The following is a 17,967-nucleotide window of genomic DNA, read 5'->3' as shown; positions in this document are numbered from 1 at the left end:
AAGTATTTTTCCCATAAAGGATGTCTATCGGTAATTTTTGAATAAAGACCTATTCAGGCTGTTAAAATGCTTAGCTGAGATGTGTATATCAGATGCTCATCTTTAAAATATATATTTATATCTTTTCCTTTTTTGAGGGATATTGCAGGATTACATGACAAAACTAACTTGCTTTAAAGCCTATGACATTCGCGGCAAACTTGGTACAGAACTCAATGAAGAGATTGCTTATAAAATTGGTCGTGCGTATGGGCAAATTTATCAACCAAACAAGATTGTGATGGGCTGCGACATCCGCCTCAGCAGTGAAGATTTAAAACAAGCCACCATCAAAGGCTTAAATGATGCGGGTGTTGATGTATTAGATTTAGGCATGACAGGGACTGAAGAAGTCTATTTCGGTGCCTTTCATCTAGATGTGCAAGGTGGTATCGAAATTACTGCGAGCCACAATCCAATGGACTACAACGGCATGAAATTGGTCCGTGAAAATGCACGTCCGATTGGAGCGGATTCAGGGTTAAAAGAAATTCGTTTATTGGCTGAATCAGGCAACTTTAATGAAGTTACCACAAAAGGCAAAACTGAAAAATACAATATTCTTCCTGAATATATTGATCATTTAATGTCTTATATTGATCCTGCCAAAATTCGCCCACTCAAATTAGTCATGAATGCTGGTAATGGTGCTGCGGGCCATGTGGTTGATGCCATTGAAGCAAAATTTAAACAGTTCAATATGCCTGTTGAATTTGTCAAAATTCACAACGATGCCGATGGCACCTTCCCGAATGGTATTCCCAACCCGATTTTAGTTGAAAACCGTGACAGCACCCGTAATGCGGTGATTGAACATCATGCAGATATGGGTATCGCTTGGGATGGCGACTTTGACCGCTGCTTCTTATTTGATGAGAAAGGCCAATTCATTGAAGGCTATTATATTGTCGGTCTATTGGCACAAGCATTCTTACTGAAACAATCTGGTGAGAAAATTGTGCATGACCCTCGTCTGGTTTGGAATACCTTTGATGTCATTGAACAGTACCAAGGTGAAGCGATTCAGTCTAAATCAGGGCATTCATACATTAAAGAAAAAATGCGTGAGCACAATGCAGTGTATGGCGGTGAAATGTCAGCACATCATTACTTCCGTGATTTCTCTTATTGTGATAGCGGTATGATTCCTTGGTTATTGGCAATTTCTGTACTCTCAGAAACCCAGCAAACATTGTCTTCACTGGTTGAAGGTATGATTGAAAAGTTCCCTTGTTCGGGCGAAATCAATTTTAAAGTTGCGGATACTCAAGCCACCATTCAAAAGATTTTTGATCACTTTGCCGATCAAAATCCTGCGATTGATGAAACGGATGGTGTCAGTCTAAATTTTGGTGCATGGCGCTTCAATGTTCGAGCATCGAATACTGAACCACTTTTACGTTTAAATATTGAAAGCCGAAAAGATCAAAATCCGAAACCGATGCAAGACTATGTGGATGAATTAACACAGCTGATTCAAGGTTAGTATTGTTCTGCATTCCAATAAAAAAAACCATTCAACTTATTCATTAAGTTGAATGGTTTTTTTCTTAGCTCAACTAGAAAGAAATTCTATTTAAGCTGACAACTGATTAAAATAATGAACGATCCAATGGAATTTCGACTCCAATAGATACTCCCGCATCTTGACCATAGACATCAGAATCACTCACCCATCCATTCATTTTCAATGGCGCATTCGGTTTTAAGTAATGTGTCCAAGTAAGATCTAAAGCTTTAATTTCATCTTTTTGAGTAAATGCATGATTATTTATCGAATTTGATTGATTAACTTTTGCCACCATTACTCGCCCATTTAAGCGATTCATAACATCAAAGCGAATGTCTCCACCCAGACTTAGCATTTGACCATCCCCGCCCATGGCATGCCCTAACGGGAAGCCGTGTTGATAATAGCCATCCTTATAGTTACGATGGTTATAAGAAATACCTTGTACGTCGCCATTGGTTCGAGTATCAGCCCATTCCGCATACACCTGCAAAGGTAAATTATTCAATTGTGAAGAATAATCGATACCTGCTAAATACATTTTTTTTGAAGGAAGAAGCCCAGCTTCATCTTCACCGACATATTGCCCATAAAGGCTAATCGGCACACCACTCCAGCGGTTTAAATTAAGGCGTGCATCAAAACCCGCAATTTGATTAGACTTATCTAGAGCACCATCATCAAAGTTGTCATTCCCTTTAATCGCATTCCATAATGAGTCAAAACTTTCTGACCGCCCTTCACCTCCCCATTGAAGAATTCGAGAAGCACCAAGCTCCAAGTACGGCAATGGCTGTGCAGTTAAACGAAATCCTAATAGTTTGGCGTCTGGAATTGCATGATAATCATCTAATTGACCTGCAAAAGCTTGATATTGCCAAGGTCCAATCCAAGACAACCACTTTGTTTCAAAGGCCTGTTGTTCCGCTCTTTGCATAGTAAAACCATAAACAGGGCGACTCGCATCACCACGGATTAGGCTTCCTTCATGTCCAGGTCCCCAATAGGTTGGGATTTGTCCCGCAATCAACCATTGATTCCACAATTTTCCTGCAATATAAGAACCTTCTAAATTGACATCATGTCCATGGTCAATGATTGGATCTTTTTCAGTATTCACTCGCAGTCTTGCATCCCACTGCGTTCCACCTGCATTCAATTCAAGGGCCGCTTGATATTGCGATTTTTGCTCATCTGCAAATTTTTGCGGGATGTTCTGTGGATCTGTTTCAGCAAATAAAGCGAGCTTAATAGAGGTATTTTCTGCTTCTAAATTTGCCATAACCGAATTGACAACTTTCTGCTGAGCATTATTTTCAATTTTGGCAGTAGATAATGCACGCTGAATTTCTTCACTACTCAATGGCCAAGTCGAAGTGCTGATTTGGATCACACCTTGCTGATTCAGCCAATTTAGATCTGTACGTAGATCATTATTATTCAAAATGATCCCTTGAGCGTAAACCGGCAGAGCTAGAGAAGAAAAAATGGCAAATGATAAAACCCTAAGAGCTTGATATTTCATATATTATTTCAGTCAATTTATCTTTCACATATGATAACGATTTTTTTCAAACAAAAGATAAGATCTATCATCATTTTTGCACAATCAATACATGATTCAATACTTAAGTTAAATAGTTAGAAGTATGACAAATACAAAATTTGCCATACTGTCTTTAATGAATTTACACACTAAATTTAAATCTTAGTTGTATCCATTTGGATTTTGCTTTTGCCAGTTCCAGCTATCCTTCAACATATCTTCTAAACCATATTGAGGCTGCCAATCTAACTCTGCGACAGCACGGGCATTATCAGCAAATGAAGTTGCAACATCACCTTCTCGACGAGGTACATATTCAAATGGTATCTCAACACCATTTACCTTCTCAAAAGTATCCCGAATTTGTTTTACTGAAATCCCATTGCCTGTACCAATATTCCAAGCACGGCATCCTTGCGTTTTTAAACGATGATTCAATGCGCATAAATGTGCATTGGCCAAATCAACCACGTGAATATAATCACGCACACCTGTACCATCTACCGTGTCATAATCATTGCCAAAAATTGACAACTTATCACGACGGCCGACTGCCACCTGTGTGACATAAGGCATCAAATTATTGGGTATCCCTTGTGGGTCTTCACCAATTTGACCACTTTGATGTGCCCCTACAGGGTTAAAATAACGCAGCAATGCAATTGACCAGCGCTCATCTGCAGCCGATAATTTCTCTAGTAATTGCTCGACAATCAGTTTGGTATAGCCATAGTTATTACTTGGCATACCTGTAGGCATGGTTTCATTCAAGGGTGAAATATTGGCTTCATCATAAACGGTTGCAGATGAACTAAAGACCAACTTAAAGACTTGAGCACGCTCCATCGCTTTAACTAAGCTAATAGAACCTGAGATATTATTTTCAAAATATTTTAGTGGCTCTTTTTGGCTTTCACCCACAGCTTTTAAGCCTGCAAAGTGAATCACCGCATCAATCGCATGACTTTTAAAGATTTGATCTAAAATTTGCTGATCGAGAATATCACCTTCAACAAAATCTAATTTTTCAGCTGCCAACGCTTGAACACGTGCTAAAGATTCGACAGAACTGTTGGACAAATTATCCAGTACAACAACCTCATGCCCTGCGCTCAAAAGTTGAATACAAGTATGTGAACCAATATAACCTGCACCACCTGTTACTAAAATTTTAGCCATTGGTTTTTCCTAATAATATTTGTAGTAAGCCTTGCGTTGAACCATCTAAATCCGAAATATCCTTTCGATCACCATTTAATATTGGAAGTAGCTGATTGGCAATTTCTTTGCCTTTTTCTACACCCCATTGATCAAACGGGTTAATATTCCAAAGCACCGACTGTACAAAAACTTTATGTTCATACATTGCGATCATCATGCCCAAACTATATGGATTTAGCTCTTGCAATAAAATGGTTGAACTTGGTTGATTACCTTCATATTGTTTATATTCCGGCAAATCTTGTACTTCCTGTTGATCAAAAGCCTGATTACCAAATGCCAGTAAGCGCGATTGAGCCAAACAATTGGATAAGGCCAAATGATGCTGTTCCACCAGCGCCTCTGCATTATCGACATAGGTAAATTGTTGGGCCTGATAGCGCTGCACGGGCGCAATGAAATCACAACTCACTGCTTGACTGCCTTGATGTAGCAATTGGTAAAAAGCATGCTGAGCATTCGGTCCCACTTCCCCCCATATAATCGGGCAAGTATCCCAATCCACTTTTTGACCATTACGCTGAATCGATTTACCATTCGACTCCATTTCCAACTGCTGCAAATAAGAGGCGAAATATTTCAAACGCCCATCATATGGCAGTACTGCATGGGTCTGAATATCAAGGAAATTATTATTCCATGCACCTAATAAGCCCATTAATACAGGAATATTTTGTTCGAAAGGTGCCGTCTGAAAATGCTGGTCTACCGCATATGCGCCAGCTAACAGTTGTTTAAAGCCATCAACTCCAATCGTCAGTGCAATCGGTAAACCAATACATGACCAAAGTGAATAGCGACCGCCGACCCAATCCCAGAGCAAAAATTGGTTTTCAGCTGCAATGCCCCATTCGGTCATTTTATCTGCTTTAGTAGATACGCCAATAAAATGATGCTTTAAAATTTGTGATTCTTGTCCAAGTGCTTTTTCAAGCCATAAACGTACTGTTTGCGCATTGGATAAGGTATCAATGGTCCCGAACGATTTTGAAGAAATAATAAACAGCGTGGTTTCGGGGCGAAGTTGATGCAATAAATCTGAAAGCTGACTACCATCAATAGTCGACACAAAATGTACACTGAGTGGCTTATATGTGGATTTTTTGAAATCAGATAAGGCATGGCTCACCATCAGCGGTCCTAAATCTGACCCTCCGACCCCAATATTGACCACATCTTGAATGACTTCACCAGTTGCGCCGCGGCACTGACCAGCATGAATTTTTTCTACCAAAGCATACATACGCTCAAGTTGTGTATGGACTTGAGCAGCTATTTTAGGATGCTGCGAATCCTGTTTTGGCAACCGCAGCGCCCAATGCATGGCTGCACGCTGTTCGGTATAGTTAATTTCTTCAGTAGAAAATAAACGCTTTATCCACGAGGTTAAATCTTGTGTCTGTGCCCACTGGACTAGATTTTTGACAACGGGCTGATTGACTCTATGTTTACTAAAATCAAAAACCGCCGGCTCTAAAGTCACAGAGAATTTTTCGAATCGCTGAGGGTCTTCAGCAAAGAGTTCTGTTAAATGCTTATTTTCAAATTCAGTTTTCAAACTATGAAGACTGCCTAAAACTGAATCTAAATATTCGACCGTATAGGGTTGAGTTTTCATAGCCATTAACGTCCTACCCCCATATATGCAAAACCTTGAGACTTCACATATGCTGGATCATAAATATTGCGCCCATCCAAAATAAGCGGATGCTGCATGGTTTTTAATAATTGAGGATAATCAGGACTCCAATATTGTTTCCATGCAGTCAATAAACACAAAGCATGTGCATCTTGCACTGCCTCATATTGCTCTATGCAGTATATAAGATCAGGTCGCTCACCATATATTTTTTTAATTTCATCCAAGGCTTGAGGGTCGTGTAATTTAACTTTTACATCTTGAGCCCATAGTGCTGCCAACATGGCATGTATAGGAGATTGTCGCGTACTGGACGTTTTTTCTTTAAATGCAGCACCCCATATCGCAACAGTTTTCCCTTTTAAATCACCACGATAATAATTCCATAATTTACGGAATAAAACTTCTTTTTGCTGCTCATTAATTTCCCAAACTTGTGCAAGTAATTGGCTATTTGCACCCACACCTGACACCGTATGCGTTAGGGTTTGAATATCATGTGAAAAGTTTTCTCCACCAAAACCTGCCCCTGGATAGAGATAAGATCCACCAATACGGTTATCCGCTGCCATCCCCTGACGAACTGACTCAATATCAATACCTAACTTTTCAGCAACCATTGCCAAGTCATTGATATAGCTAATCCGTGTCGCCAACATGCCGGAGATACTCAACTTGGTAAATTCGGCATCTAAAATGGGCATAAATAAATATTGCTGCTGACGTGGAAATAAAGGGCGTAAGAGTTCCTTAATTTTAATTTGAGCAACGTCAGATGCAGCCCCAACAATCAACTGCTTGGCTTGGGCAAAGCTTTGCAAAGCGTTTCCTTCCTGAATCATGTCAGGTAAATATATCCAGTCATCTTCATGTAAAATTTTTACAAACTTTTCAGTCCCATGCAGCCCTAAAGTGGACGCATTGATCATCAGTTTAGGGTGAATAATGGGACGTTGTTTGATGTTTTGAAGAATTTCAATACATTGCACTTCTTCAACAGGGTTAAAACTGAAGAAATAAGCATCTACATCTAGTGGAATATCATTAAAGTTGCAGTATTTTAAAAAACTACGTTGTTGTTTATTGAGTAGATTTTTTACAGCTTCATCTTGCATATACATTGGTTCACTTTCATATGTTTTCAGTGGTTCATACCAAAAAACGTGATGACCGCATTCTGCTAGCAAAGCAGCAAATACACTTGAAAAGAGTGTTTGTCCAAATACTGCAACCTTCATATCAATCTCTTTTTATAGTTTTAGTTCTTTAATCAACGCTTTAAATTCCTCACCTAATTTTGGATGGTCTACGCCATAATGTAAAACCGCTTTGAGATAGCCTAATTTACTGCCGCAATCAAAGGTTTGCCCTTTCATGCGATAGGCTTCCACCGTATCGGTCGCTTGCAGAGCTGCAATTGCATCGGTCAGCTGAATCTCATTCCCCGCCCCTTTAGTTGTGTTTTCAAGCAATTGCATAATTTTAGTAGGTAAGATATAACGACCCACTACCGATAAGTTGGATGGTGCAGCGCCGACAGCAGGTTTTTCGACAATGCCTTGCATTTGAATGCTATGCCCTTCGGCAGGTATAGAAACTACATCCACAATGCCATATTGATCTACCATGTGATCTGGTACAGCTTCCACCATAATTTGTGATGCATGGGTTTCATCAAAACGTTGAATCATTAAACTCAAATCATTGGTTTCTGATGAATCTTTTACAAGAACATCTGGTAATAGCACAGCAAAATCATCATCACCTACTACAGCTTTAGCACACAGTACAGCATGACCTAAACCAAGTGGCTGTGGTTGACGTACGCTAATAACACTGACATGTCGCGGTAAAATTTCAGTGATTTCTTTGAGTAAATCAAATTTCTTTTTATGTTCTAGAGTGGTTTCCAGCTCAAAGTTACGATCAAAATAGTTTTCAATGGATGCTTTTGAGGAATGGGTAACAAGAATAATCTGGTCAATACCAGCAGCAACTGCTTCTTTAACTACATATTCAATCGCTGGTCGGTCAACCACGGTGACCATTTCTTTGGGAATAGATTTACTGGCAGGTAAAAAACGCGTACCTAAACCTGCAACTGGGAGAATGGCTTTTTTGATCATTACAAATAGTTCACTAATAAAAATTTATGACTTGATTTTATCTTTAATTTTTTCAGGATCATTTCCTTGAAATAAAGAAGGACCTACATGACCCGGTGCATTAATACCTTCTCGTTTGGTCATCACACCGACTGTTTTGAACATGATTTTAAAGTCAACCAAAGTATTATGGTTATCTACATACCATACATCGCATTTAAAGCGCTCTTCATAATCAAGTTCATTTCGACCACTTACCTGAGCTAGGCCAGTCATACCGGGTTTAACTTCCAAACGACGTGCTTGTTCTGGTGAATATAATGCTACAAAGTCTTTCAGCATAGGACGTGGTCCAACAATACTCATATCACCTTTTAATACATTAATGAGCTGTGGCATTTCATCCAAACTGGTAGAGCGTAGTTTCTGGCCGAATGGTGTAATGCGCTGTTCATCTGGCAACGGTTCACCGTTTTTATCGACTGCATCTTTCATAGAGCGAAACTTAATCATTTTAAAAAGCTTGCCGTCTTTACCAGGACGCTCTTGCAAGAAAAAAATTGGAGAACCCAAATTTTTACGAACTTTTATTGCAACTAAAATAAATATAGGCGATAACAAAATAAGTGCTATTATTGCAATAACAATATCTGTAAGTCGTTTCATTTATTTAATCCTATAATTTTCATCAACTTTTCATTAACTTTTTGAGCATCAAATTTTTCACAAGCAATAGTATAACTCGCATGACCCATTTGATTAATTTGGATTGGATTTTCGATAAAATAACACATTTTTTCAACCAATGCGTCTACATTCCACTTAGGAACTAAAAAGCCATTTACACCATCGACTACAGTTTCACGGCATCCAGGCACATCTGTAGTAATAACAGGACGTCCTATAGCCATAGCTTCTTGCGTACTGCGTGGAACCCCCTCTCTATAATAAGAAGGTAAAACAAAGACTGCACTATCTGCTACATGCTCTGTTACATTCGTTACAAAACCAGGATAAATAATGATATCTTCAGCAACTAACCGATCTAGCTCTTTTTTTGATAAGCCATATGGATTTTCTAAATCGAGACCACCAATTACTTTAAATTTAACATCTGGAAATTGAGCTTTAACCAATTTAGCAGCTTGGATATATTCATAAATACCTTTTTCTGCCAATAAACGTGCCACAAAAATAAAAGTAATATCTTTAGATTCATCCCATTTTTGGAATGGATAATCTTTAAGATCTAAGCCAATTGCTCCTAAAACATTAACTGCATTTTTCTTGTGAAATATTTTATTTTTATTTATCAAATCTTTAGGATCATCTTCATTTAAAAAAATAATTTTATCTAAAAATGGAAATACAATTCTATATAATGTGACCTGAAAGAATCGAATCATTTTCATCTTCCATGATTGGCCTGTCGGGTGCTCCGTGAAAGGAGAACCTAACCCTTCTATCATACCAATGACTTTTGGTGATCCTGCTAATTTGGCCGCAAGAGAACCATAAATAACGGGTTTTGTAAAAAATGAGAATACAATATCCGGATTATACTGATTAATATATCGCTTTAACTCAACCATTGATTTAAGATCCTTGAAAGGATTTAAACCACTTCTACTAAGCTGATATGTGATTACTTCAGCACCTAATTTTTGAATTTTTTTTATCCAGTAATCGTCATATTCAGATACTAATGCATAAACTTGATAACCTTTATTGATACAAGATAGAATAAAATCTTTGCGAAATAAATATAGATTTGATGCAGTTGTGCCTATTAATAAGATAACCTTATTCATTTTTTAAAATTCCTCAAAAAATCTATCAAGCCTGAATTTAAAAAAACATCTTCCCATTTTTTTACTTGACAATAGCTCTGAGATCTTCTTTCCTCATAAAAACTATAAAAATCTTTATTTAAGGCATTAAAATCATCAAAAAAAATTAAGGAAATATTATTTTCAATTACAAAATCTTCAACCCAAAAATTACGATTAGATAAAACTGGAATATTAATAGCCAAATATTCTAAAAGCTTAGTCGAAGTTTGAATATTATAAGGATAAACATCAGGAACAAGATTAATAGCAAACCGAGATTGATTCATTAAATGTGGAATCTCATCGTTATTAACACGCCCTTTAAATACTATATTTTCACAATCATTTAAGCCTAATTTATTATCTCCGATTAATAATACTTTTAATTTTGTCTTCTTAAAAAATTCAATAAGGCTATCAATTCCTCTTTCTTTAGAAATATCACCAACGTAGCAAAAATCAAATTTTTTCCCAAAAAAATCAAAATCATATGTATCAAAGAATGATTCATTAACACCCATATCACGAAAACCGAATGGAACATTATCCCTAAAATTAAAAACGGTCATCACATTTTGGTTTAGAAAAGTCCGGAATACTGGCTTTTTCTGGAAATTTCTTTTAATGAAATTCTTTAAACCAATAAATTTACCAGTAGAAATAGAAGCATAGTCATGAATTTCAGGAATATCAATTGAGTTAAAAATCATAGGTGAATAACCCATCATTCTATATACAATATCAAAATCATTCTGACGTTTTAAAAAAGATTGATAATCTATTACCTCTGAAGAAATTTCAGAAGTAAAAGATTTCAGAATAATGTTATGCAAGGCATATATTTCAGGGCCATAACATAATTCTGGCTTTAATATTGCTAATTTTATCATATAAAAATCAACTTAATTTGAATTTCTTTTTTATAAAATCTAAAACTTTTTGGAAAAAGTTTAACTTCCATGAAAAATTCCAATGATGTATGGCAAAAGTTTCGCTTGAAATGTCAGAAAAAAACAATTGCTTAACTTTTTTATCTTCATCATATGGATTATATGGATAAAAATATTTGTAATTATAAATATTTATCCCTTTATAATCTTTAAGAGAAAAAATATAATCCATTATGTTTGGTGAAGTTCTATAATAATTTAAAGTATCATAATATTTTAAAACATCAAATAAAAAAGGATTATTCTCTACCGATCCAATTATGCCAGCACTCATACAAATTTTTTTAGAAGTTTCAGACCCTACAAAAAAATCATTATCTAATAGTGGTGTAAGATCCTTTATAATTTCCATATCAGTATCTAAATAAATACCACCAAAGTTATATAAGGCATAAAATCTTACATAATCAGCTACGAAAGCATATCTTTTTTCACGTAAGGCTTTTTTTACAAAAGGGTGATCCATAGGAGAATTTTTTTCATTCCAAAGAATAAATTCCCAATCTTTTAGCTTATCACTCCATGAACGCATACACTTTTCAACCAATGGTGAATATTCATTTGGCCCAAACCAACAAAAATGTATTTTCTTCGGAATCATAAATAAATTCTCACAATCTCACAATCCAATTTTTTGTTTAAAATTTCTGTAAATCAATATTACAAAAAACTTTAAAAATGTAAAAACTAATTTCAGCACACTAGAGTAATATTTAGAATATTTATTTTTATATATATCAAAATAATACCACTTATAAGCAAATAATAAACCAGATGAAGTAATAGTTAAATTAAATCTTAAATCAATAAACTGCTGATAAATTAATTGATCAAATGAGTCGTTGCAACCCTCATACATTTTCAATCCATAATCAGCACTTTTAATAAGTTTAGGACTAAAAATATTAACAGAGCTCGACTGATGCACCCTATAATAAACCAAAAATTCTTCTAAATTTTGAATAGTATTTATGGATTTATAAATCTGAGGAAAAGCCATCATATCTTGATAATTGACTTTTTTAGGAAAAAAATTATCTGTTAAAAATTCACGTTTTGTGACTCTCAACCACGAAAACCAAAAATTCTTTTTATAAATATTAATTATATTTTTTTTATTTACATTAATGAATTCAGTATCTTTAGCCAAAATTATATAATTTTCAAAGTTACTAATATCTTTAGAAAAAACCTTAGCATTAAATTGAATCATATCTGGATTATTATTAAGCGCAGGCATAATTTTTAAAATATAATTTGAAGCAACAATATCATCAGGATCTAAAAATGTAACATAATCACCCTTGCAAATTTTTATACCAAAATTCCTTGCCACACTTTGCCCTTGGTTTTCTTGCTCCAAAAAAATAACGTTTAGCTTATTTAAATAGTATTCTTGATAAAATTTTTTTATTTTTATAAATGATTCGTCTTTAGTACCATCATTAATTAAAATAAGCTCTACCCTTTCATCCAATTGAGGAAATAAACTTTTTGCAAAGTCAATTATATAACACTCAACTCCATATATTGGAACAATAATACTTAATTTCATCTATTTAACCTAATATAATGTAATATTTTACCTAAATTTGCCCTGAAAAGAACTAAATGAGTTGAATGATAATGCAAAAATAATCCATAATAAATGATTAAATGCAAAAGAGCCCTCCAAAAAACCTAAAGCAAAAAATGATAAAAATAGACCAAGTCTAATTTTGTAATTTTCATCCATCTTATTATTATAAAATGAATAACAGATTAAAATTAAGAAAAATACACCAAAAATACCATAAACCAAATTAACTGATAAAAATAAATTATCTAAAGAACCCACATTTTTTACAACATCTATATACTGACTATACCCCATCCCAGAAATATAATTTTCTTTAATATATTGTGAATAATGAAAAATTCGTTCCAATCTTCCATTTTCACCATCCTCTACAAACCTCTTAAATACACCAGTAACTGACAAAGCATATAAAAAAATCATAAGTAATAAAAAGTATGATATTAAATTTAAAATTTTAATTCCATTAAATATTGCTACACTCATCAAAAAAAACATTATTGCTGATCTAGATTGGGTAGCTAACAGAAAAAAAATAGGGATTAACATTATAAATCTATTTCTATTAACATAATAACCCAATGCACAAATTGAACTATAAATACCCACTGCATTTGGATTTAATTCTTCTCCATTTTTTATTACTGGCCAAAATCTATCTTTAAACTGAAAAACACTTGAAATATCACCATACTTTTGGTCTAGTGTTGTTAAGTATATTAAACAAATTAAACAAACATTAGAATATGCTTGCAATAAAATCTTTGGATTATTTTTAAATTTCTCAGAAACTAGTATTATTGACAAACACATCAATAAAAAGTATTTAAATGTATCAAAACCAAGAACTAAAAAATATATTGAAAAAACAAACAAAAATATAACAATAAATCTCGTCTTATACAGCTCTTTCAAACTCAGAGCGAAAACAAGAATTAAAAAAATATAACTTGAAAATATAATACTACAAAAAAAGCATAAGACTACTATATATGCGAATAATGCTTCTTCTCTAATTTTTAAATTAATTTTTTTCAACTAGATTTCCCACTAAGTTATTTAGTTTCAATTATTACCAAACAAATCACGTGTATATAACTTACATTGCACTTCCTTTAAATCATCATTCATACGATTCGCTAAAATTACATCTGAAATATTTAGAAATTCATTTAAATTATTTTGGATTGAATATCCTTCATAATGCTCAACATTCAATGTTGGTTCATAAATTACAACTTCAATATTGTATTCTTTCAACTCACGCATAATGTCTTGAATTGCAGAATCACGGAAGTTATCTGAACCCGCTTTCATGGTTAAACGATAAACACCCACGACATTAGGGCGTTTTTTCAAAATTTCTTTAACAATAAACTGCTTACGTGTTTGGTTTGAATGAATAATCGCTTGAATTAAATTTTGTGGTACACCTTTATAGTTTGCTAATAGCTGTTTAGTATCTTTTGGTAAACAATATCCACCATAACCAAATGAAGGATTGTTATAATGGTTTCCAATTCGTGGGTCTAAACTCACACCCTGGACAATATCTAAACTGTTTAGATTATTTTTTTCACAGTAAGTATCAAGCTCATTAAAATAAGCCACTCGCATTGCTAAATAAGTATTCGAAAATAACTTTACCGCTTCTGCTTCAGTCGAATCCATGCAACGTGTTGGCGCATTTTTCTCGATTGTTGCATCTAAATAAAGTTGAGCAATCTTTTCACCACGTTCAGATTTTTCACCCACAATAATTCGAGATGGATGCAAATTATCATAAAGTGCCTTTCCTTCACGTAAGAACTCTGGTGCAAATACAATTTGATTGGTTTTAAATTTTTCTTTTAATTGTGCAGTATATCCCACTGGAATTGTGGATTTAATAATAATTGTTGCCGTGCTATTGATCGGTAAAATTTGAGCGATCACACTTTCAATCGATGATGTATCGAAATAATTCGTTTCCGCATCATAATTGGTTGGCGTCGCAACAATAATATAATCGGCATTTTTATATGCTTCCTCAGCATTTAAAGTTGCGGTTAAAGTCAACTTTTGCTCACTTAACGCTTGTTCAATATAGTCATCTGCTATGGGCGACTTTTTCTGATTAATTAGATCAATACGAGCAGAATTAATATCCAAACTGATGACTTGATACTGCCTCGCAAAAAGAACAGCATTTGACAATCCTACGTAGCCTGTTCCAACGACTGTAATTTTCAAAATATTTATTCCTTTACCAGAAGGTTTATTAATTCGGCTGTTAATCCCAAATTTTCAACTGTTCTACCATCTACACGGAAATCTCTGTTCAATGAGAAGTTAGCTAAATTAATAAGTGATGTAACTAATGGTGTCTCTACGCTTAACAATTTCCCTAAAGATTCTAGTAAAACTAAGCCCTGTGATACATCTTCAGTAATATATCTAGAATTACTAATATCAGGGCCTTTTGGAGAATGATTCATTGCATAATCAAAAAAAGCTGATTTGGAGTCAATTGTGAGATCATGGAAATTCCTGTATTTACATGCATCTACATAACTAAGTATAGGAAGTCCTAAACTTAAAAGTATATTATTTTTTTCTTGGTCTAAATTTTCTACTAAGTTCCAAACACTAGGGGTAAAAACCTCTTTATACATCCAATAATCCCCCTTTGAATATTCGATTCTCGGAATACTCATAATTGCACCAATAGTATGTACAATCAGATTAGGGTTATGTAAAGCAGCTTCAAAAATATTTTTGAGATAAACAAAATTGAAATCCAATTGATCAAGTTTTATTCTAGCAGTATCTAAATTTTGTTTTGGATAGATGCCTATAGGATTTCTAACATTTTTAAACAACACTTCAGCCTCACCATTACTTGTAACACGACAATCAATTGGTGAACTTTGCGCTTCTACAATTGTGCATTGTATATTATTTTTTATAAAATATGCAGTTGATGCATATCCAGGTTGGATATAAACCACATCAGTATTAACAATATAAGGTTTTATTTTTTTTACTATTTCCTCATGATAATTTGTTTGAGAACATATAATAATAATATCTCTTTCTTCCAAAAATGCTTCATCATATGAATTAGTGATTTTAGATATACTTACTTTTTTTGATTTACCATCATCTTTATATAATAAAGTATTATTATTTTCAATAATATATTTTGTTTTAACATCAAAATCTCTAGACGAGCTTTTAAGCAAAGAAACTTTATGACCTTTCAATGTTAAATCTGCAGCATATGTAATACCACAATTCCCTGAACCTATAATCAAAATATTCATAAATATTCCTTTAACCTAAATTTAATAAATTACCTAAAAGTAAATCTGTTTTTTTCAACCTATCTCTATCTAATCCTGCTGATGGTGTGAAAGTTAACTCGCCAAAAATCACTTTTCCATTTACATGATAAAAATCAGTTCTTACGAATTTAAAGTCTGATGAAAGCTTATATGCATATTTTTTCATCTCATCAAATGCAATTGGTTTTTCTATTTTTATGTTTTGATTAATTGCATCCAAAGAATCATTACTTAAAGGAGCTAAATTCCAATCCATATCAAAGTAATAAAATTTAGTTTCTGCATTTTTACGACCTTGACAAAGCATTACATATTTTGGCACTCCATCAAAACAGTAAAACTTGTAGTCATCTGGAAATTGCCCCAATTCGTTAACTAAGAACTCCTCGCAAATAATTTTTCTAGGAATTTTTTTATAGTGTGGCTCTGCACTAAACAATGAAAAATCGGTTTTCATCCAGTCATCAAGTTTTAACTTAATATTTTTTCGATCTAATTGATTTTTATCTTCAACAATAATGTTAAAGCCTGCACCGTGATTACATTTTAATGCGAATTTTTCAGGCAATTTATCAAAGTCAATTTCTTCAAAATTATTATAATTAGCAATCAAAGGATTTAGAATTTCTGAACAACCTTTTTCAGCAACATACTCTCTAGCTAAATATTTATCTGCACATTTAGTATAGATATTTTTATGGTATTCATTAAACTTAAGCCATTGAATTTTTTCATTCAATGTTTTTACTTTACTCTTTGACAAAAACAACCATCTTTTAAAAATAAATAAAAAAAGAATTTTTGTATGTAGTTTTGGAGAGATTAATGATAAAAATCTGAGATATTTCATTTGAATAACTTACCCGATAGAATATTTGCATGCATTTTTAAAATAATTGAATTTTTAAAAAAATAATTCGCTATTGTTAACGAAATAAGTTCAATCATTACAAAACAAATTACTGCGCCAAAAACACCATATTGAAGAATTAAAAAATATGACATTAACACACTTAAAATAGCCATAATAAACATTTTTATAGCTAAATATTTATAAGCATTAAATACAATCATATAACGATAACTAATTGTACCCAGTGCTGACAATGCTGTACCAATAACAATATAAGGAAGTAAATTTGACGATAGACTATATTCAGCCCCATATAGCCATGCAACGATCCATTCGCCTAACCAAAATACACCTAAGAGTGCACAACCTGAAATTAGAAGAACAATAATATGTAATTGCTTTAAAATCTTTTGTTGAGCTTCAAATTGCCTTTCTTCATAAATTTTGGAAAAAAAACTTGTAATTAAAGCAAGATTTACAAAACCCCATGCTCCACCTAAAGTCATGGCCACGTTATAAATAGCTAATTCTGAAAATGATACAAACTTCGCTAAAAATATATTTGAAATTTGTGTATAAAATACAATCGAAAGCGTTGAAAAAACTAAACTACTACCCGTTAAAAATAAATATTTATTATATTTTTGCGTATGTGCAACATAAATTTTCTTGTTTTTCTGATGGTAATAAATTTTCCTGAGTAAATATGGAATAAATGCAATTATAACAATTGGATAAACCATAGTGTAAGGCTCAGCTTCAAAAAACACCAGCAAAAACCTTAAAATTAATGCTGCAGCTAAACCAATGGTGTTTGATATAGCATTCACATAGGATATTAACTGACTATTATTATAAGTCGTGTAAAAATCACTCACTATAAAATAGCTTGCTATAAAATTGCCTATACCAAATATAAATGTGAGCGGATCTGTATACAGCCATAAATAAAAAAGAGCGATTACAGACACTAACACACACAAAAATTGTCGCATTTTTTGTGTGGATATAGCTAGCTTCAATCCAGATTGAGCATTTTGGCTAAATCTTTTAAATAAAATATTTTGAGCACCAAACCATGCCAAAGTCTGTACGAATAAAAAGATAGAAGTGGTGAAAGCCAATTTACCAAAATTTTCAGGCCCAATATATTTGGCCATAAGTGCATTCACAAAAATTAAGCCAAAAATGGAAATAACTTTTTCAAGCATCATCCATAAGGAATTAGAAAAAATCTTGTTAGAAAATATCATTTTCATCACAAAATTCTACTCCAAGATACAAACAATCATAATTTTTTAGTTTCCTTTGAACATTCACAAAAATAATTTCGCATTAGTATAGTTAATCAGACCAATATTGTCTTTACT

The 17,967-nt window shown here is 33.5% G+C and carries 16 protein-coding genes; 1 reads left to right on the top strand and 15 read right to left on the bottom strand.

Annotation, left to right across the window (positions count from 1 at the left end; translation table 11 throughout):
* Positions 1–154 precede the first annotated feature (154 nt).
* Positions 155–1,525: a phosphomannomutase CpsG gene (locus MST17_RS00485; protein WP_180026174.1), complete on the top strand. Its 1,371-nt coding sequence runs from the start codon at positions 155–157 to the stop codon at positions 1,523–1,525.
* A gap of 106 nt (positions 1,526–1,631) precedes the next feature.
* Here MST17_RS00485 and MST17_RS00480 read toward each other — a convergent pair whose 3' ends face one another.
* The 15 genes from MST17_RS00480 to MST17_RS00410 form a co-directional block, all read right to left on the bottom strand.
* Positions 1,632–3,074 carry a capsule assembly Wzi family protein gene (locus MST17_RS00480; protein WP_180026175.1) on the bottom strand — a complete coding sequence of 481 codons (1,443 nt, stop codon included), beginning with the start codon at positions 3,072–3,074 and terminating at the stop codon, positions 1,632–1,634.
* Between the two features lie 183 nt (positions 3,075–3,257).
* Entirely contained in the window at positions 3,258–4,274 is a 1,017-nt protein-coding gene (gene galE, locus MST17_RS00475) for a UDP-glucose 4-epimerase GalE (protein WP_180026176.1), read from the bottom strand.
* Entirely contained in the window at positions 4,267–5,940 is a 1,674-nt protein-coding gene (gene pgi, locus MST17_RS00470; protein WP_180026177.1) for a glucose-6-phosphate isomerase, read from the bottom strand. The genes galE and pgi overlap by 8 nt, the downstream gene beginning before the upstream one ends.
* Positions 5,940–7,193 carry a nucleotide sugar dehydrogenase gene (locus MST17_RS00465; RefSeq protein WP_180026178.1) on the bottom strand — a complete coding sequence of 418 codons (1,254 nt, stop codon included), beginning with the start codon at positions 7,191–7,193 and terminating at the stop codon, positions 5,940–5,942. Before MST17_RS00465 ends, pgi begins: the two co-directional genes overlap by 1 nt.
* Positions 7,194–7,205: 12 nt before the next feature.
* A complete protein-coding gene (galU, locus tag MST17_RS00460; RefSeq protein WP_180026179.1) occupies positions 7,206–8,081 on the bottom strand; it encodes a UTP--glucose-1-phosphate uridylyltransferase GalU in 876 nt (291 codons plus the stop codon).
* A gap of 24 nt (positions 8,082–8,105) precedes the next feature.
* Positions 8,106–8,726: a sugar transferase gene (locus MST17_RS00455; RefSeq protein WP_180026180.1), complete on the bottom strand. Its 621-nt coding sequence runs from the start codon at positions 8,724–8,726 to the stop codon at positions 8,106–8,108.
* The gene (locus MST17_RS00450) at positions 8,723–9,871 is read right to left on the bottom strand and encodes a glycosyltransferase family 4 protein (RefSeq protein WP_180026181.1); all 1,149 of its coding nucleotides are present in this window, start codon (positions 9,869–9,871) and stop codon (positions 8,723–8,725) included. Before MST17_RS00450 ends, MST17_RS00455 begins: the two co-directional genes overlap by 4 nt.
* Positions 9,868–10,782: a glycosyltransferase gene (locus tag MST17_RS00445; protein WP_180026182.1), complete on the bottom strand. Its 915-nt coding sequence runs from the start codon at positions 10,780–10,782 to the stop codon at positions 9,868–9,870. Before MST17_RS00445 ends, MST17_RS00450 begins: the two co-directional genes overlap by 4 nt.
* Positions 10,783–10,789: 7 nt before the next feature.
* Positions 10,790–11,443 (bottom strand): glycosyltransferase family 32 protein, encoded by a 654-nt coding sequence (locus MST17_RS00440; RefSeq protein WP_180026183.1) that lies wholly within the window; start codon positions 11,441–11,443, stop codon positions 10,790–10,792.
* An 18-nt stretch (positions 11,444–11,461) separates the two neighbouring features.
* Positions 11,462–12,397: a glycosyltransferase gene (locus MST17_RS00435; protein WP_180026184.1), complete on the bottom strand. Its 936-nt coding sequence runs from the start codon at positions 12,395–12,397 to the stop codon at positions 11,462–11,464.
* A gap of 27 nt (positions 12,398–12,424) precedes the next feature.
* On the bottom strand, positions 12,425–13,456 hold the full coding sequence (locus MST17_RS00430; protein ID WP_180026185.1) for a hypothetical protein: 1,032 nt from the start codon (positions 13,454–13,456) through the stop codon (positions 12,425–12,427).
* A gap of 27 nt (positions 13,457–13,483) precedes the next feature.
* The gene (locus MST17_RS00425; protein WP_180026186.1) at positions 13,484–14,650 is read right to left on the bottom strand and encodes a nucleotide sugar dehydrogenase; all 1,167 of its coding nucleotides are present in this window, start codon (positions 14,648–14,650) and stop codon (positions 13,484–13,486) included.
* Positions 14,651–14,655: 5 nt separating this feature from the next.
* Positions 14,656–15,723 carry an NAD/NADP octopine/nopaline dehydrogenase family protein gene (locus tag MST17_RS00420; protein WP_180026187.1) on the bottom strand — a complete coding sequence of 356 codons (1,068 nt, stop codon included), beginning with the start codon at positions 15,721–15,723 and terminating at the stop codon, positions 14,656–14,658.
* A 10-nt stretch (positions 15,724–15,733) separates the two neighbouring features.
* The gene (locus MST17_RS00415; RefSeq protein WP_180026188.1) at positions 15,734–16,594 is read right to left on the bottom strand and encodes an ATP-grasp fold amidoligase family protein; all 861 of its coding nucleotides are present in this window, start codon (positions 16,592–16,594) and stop codon (positions 15,734–15,736) included.
* Positions 16,591–17,856: an oligosaccharide flippase family protein gene (locus MST17_RS00410; protein WP_257223992.1), complete on the bottom strand. Its 1,266-nt coding sequence runs from the start codon at positions 17,854–17,856 to the stop codon at positions 16,591–16,593. The genes MST17_RS00415 and MST17_RS00410 overlap by 4 nt, the downstream gene beginning before the upstream one ends.
* Positions 17,857–17,967 lie beyond the last annotated feature (111 nt).

Origin of the sequence: Acinetobacter sp. YH16056_T, assembly GCF_024605895.1 — a bacterium.
In the GTDB taxonomy this organism is placed as follows: Bacteria; Pseudomonadota; Gammaproteobacteria; order Pseudomonadales; family Moraxellaceae; genus Acinetobacter; species Acinetobacter amyesii.
Note: the sequence above shows the minus strand (reverse complement) of the source record. Positions and strands in the feature narration are given on the sequence as shown.

Coding starts and splice junctions, on each gene's coding strand:
- MST17_RS00485 (WP_180026174.1), top strand. CDS start 155: ATGACAAAACTAACTTGCTTTAAAGCCTATGACATTCGCGGCAAACTT.
- MST17_RS00480 (WP_180026175.1), bottom strand. CDS start 3,074: ATGAAATATCAAGCTCTTAGGGTTTTATCATTTGCCATTTTTTCTTCT.
- galE (WP_180026176.1), bottom strand. CDS start 4,274: ATGGCTAAAATTTTAGTAACAGGTGGTGCAGGTTATATTGGTTCACAT.
- pgi (WP_180026177.1), bottom strand. CDS start 5,940: ATGGCTATGAAAACTCAACCCTATACGGTCGAATATTTAGATTCAGTT.
- MST17_RS00465 (WP_180026178.1), bottom strand. CDS start 7,193: ATGAAGGTTGCAGTATTTGGACAAACACTCTTTTCAAGTGTATTTGCT.
- galU (WP_180026179.1), bottom strand. CDS start 8,081: ATGATCAAAAAAGCCATTCTCCCAGTTGCAGGTTTAGGTACGCGTTTT.
- MST17_RS00455 (WP_180026180.1), bottom strand. CDS start 8,726: ATGAAACGACTTACAGATATTGTTATTGCAATAATAGCACTTATTTTG.
- MST17_RS00450 (WP_180026181.1), bottom strand. CDS start 9,871: ATGAATAAGGTTATCTTATTAATAGGCACAACTGCATCAAATCTATAT.
- MST17_RS00445 (WP_180026182.1), bottom strand. CDS start 10,782: ATGATAAAATTAGCAATATTAAAGCCAGAATTATGTTATGGCCCTGAA.
- MST17_RS00440 (WP_180026183.1), bottom strand. CDS start 11,443: ATGATTCCGAAGAAAATACATTTTTGTTGGTTTGGGCCAAATGAATAT.
- MST17_RS00435 (WP_180026184.1), bottom strand. CDS start 12,397: ATGAAATTAAGTATTATTGTTCCAATATATGGAGTTGAGTGTTATATA.
- MST17_RS00420 (WP_180026187.1), bottom strand. CDS start 15,723: ATGAATATTTTGATTATAGGTTCAGGGAATTGTGGTATTACATATGCT.
- MST17_RS00415 (WP_180026188.1), bottom strand. CDS start 16,594: ATGAAATATCTCAGATTTTTATCATTAATCTCTCCAAAACTACATACA.
- MST17_RS00410 (WP_257223992.1), bottom strand. CDS start 17,856: ATGAAAATGATATTTTCTAACAAGATTTTTTCTAATTCCTTATGGATG.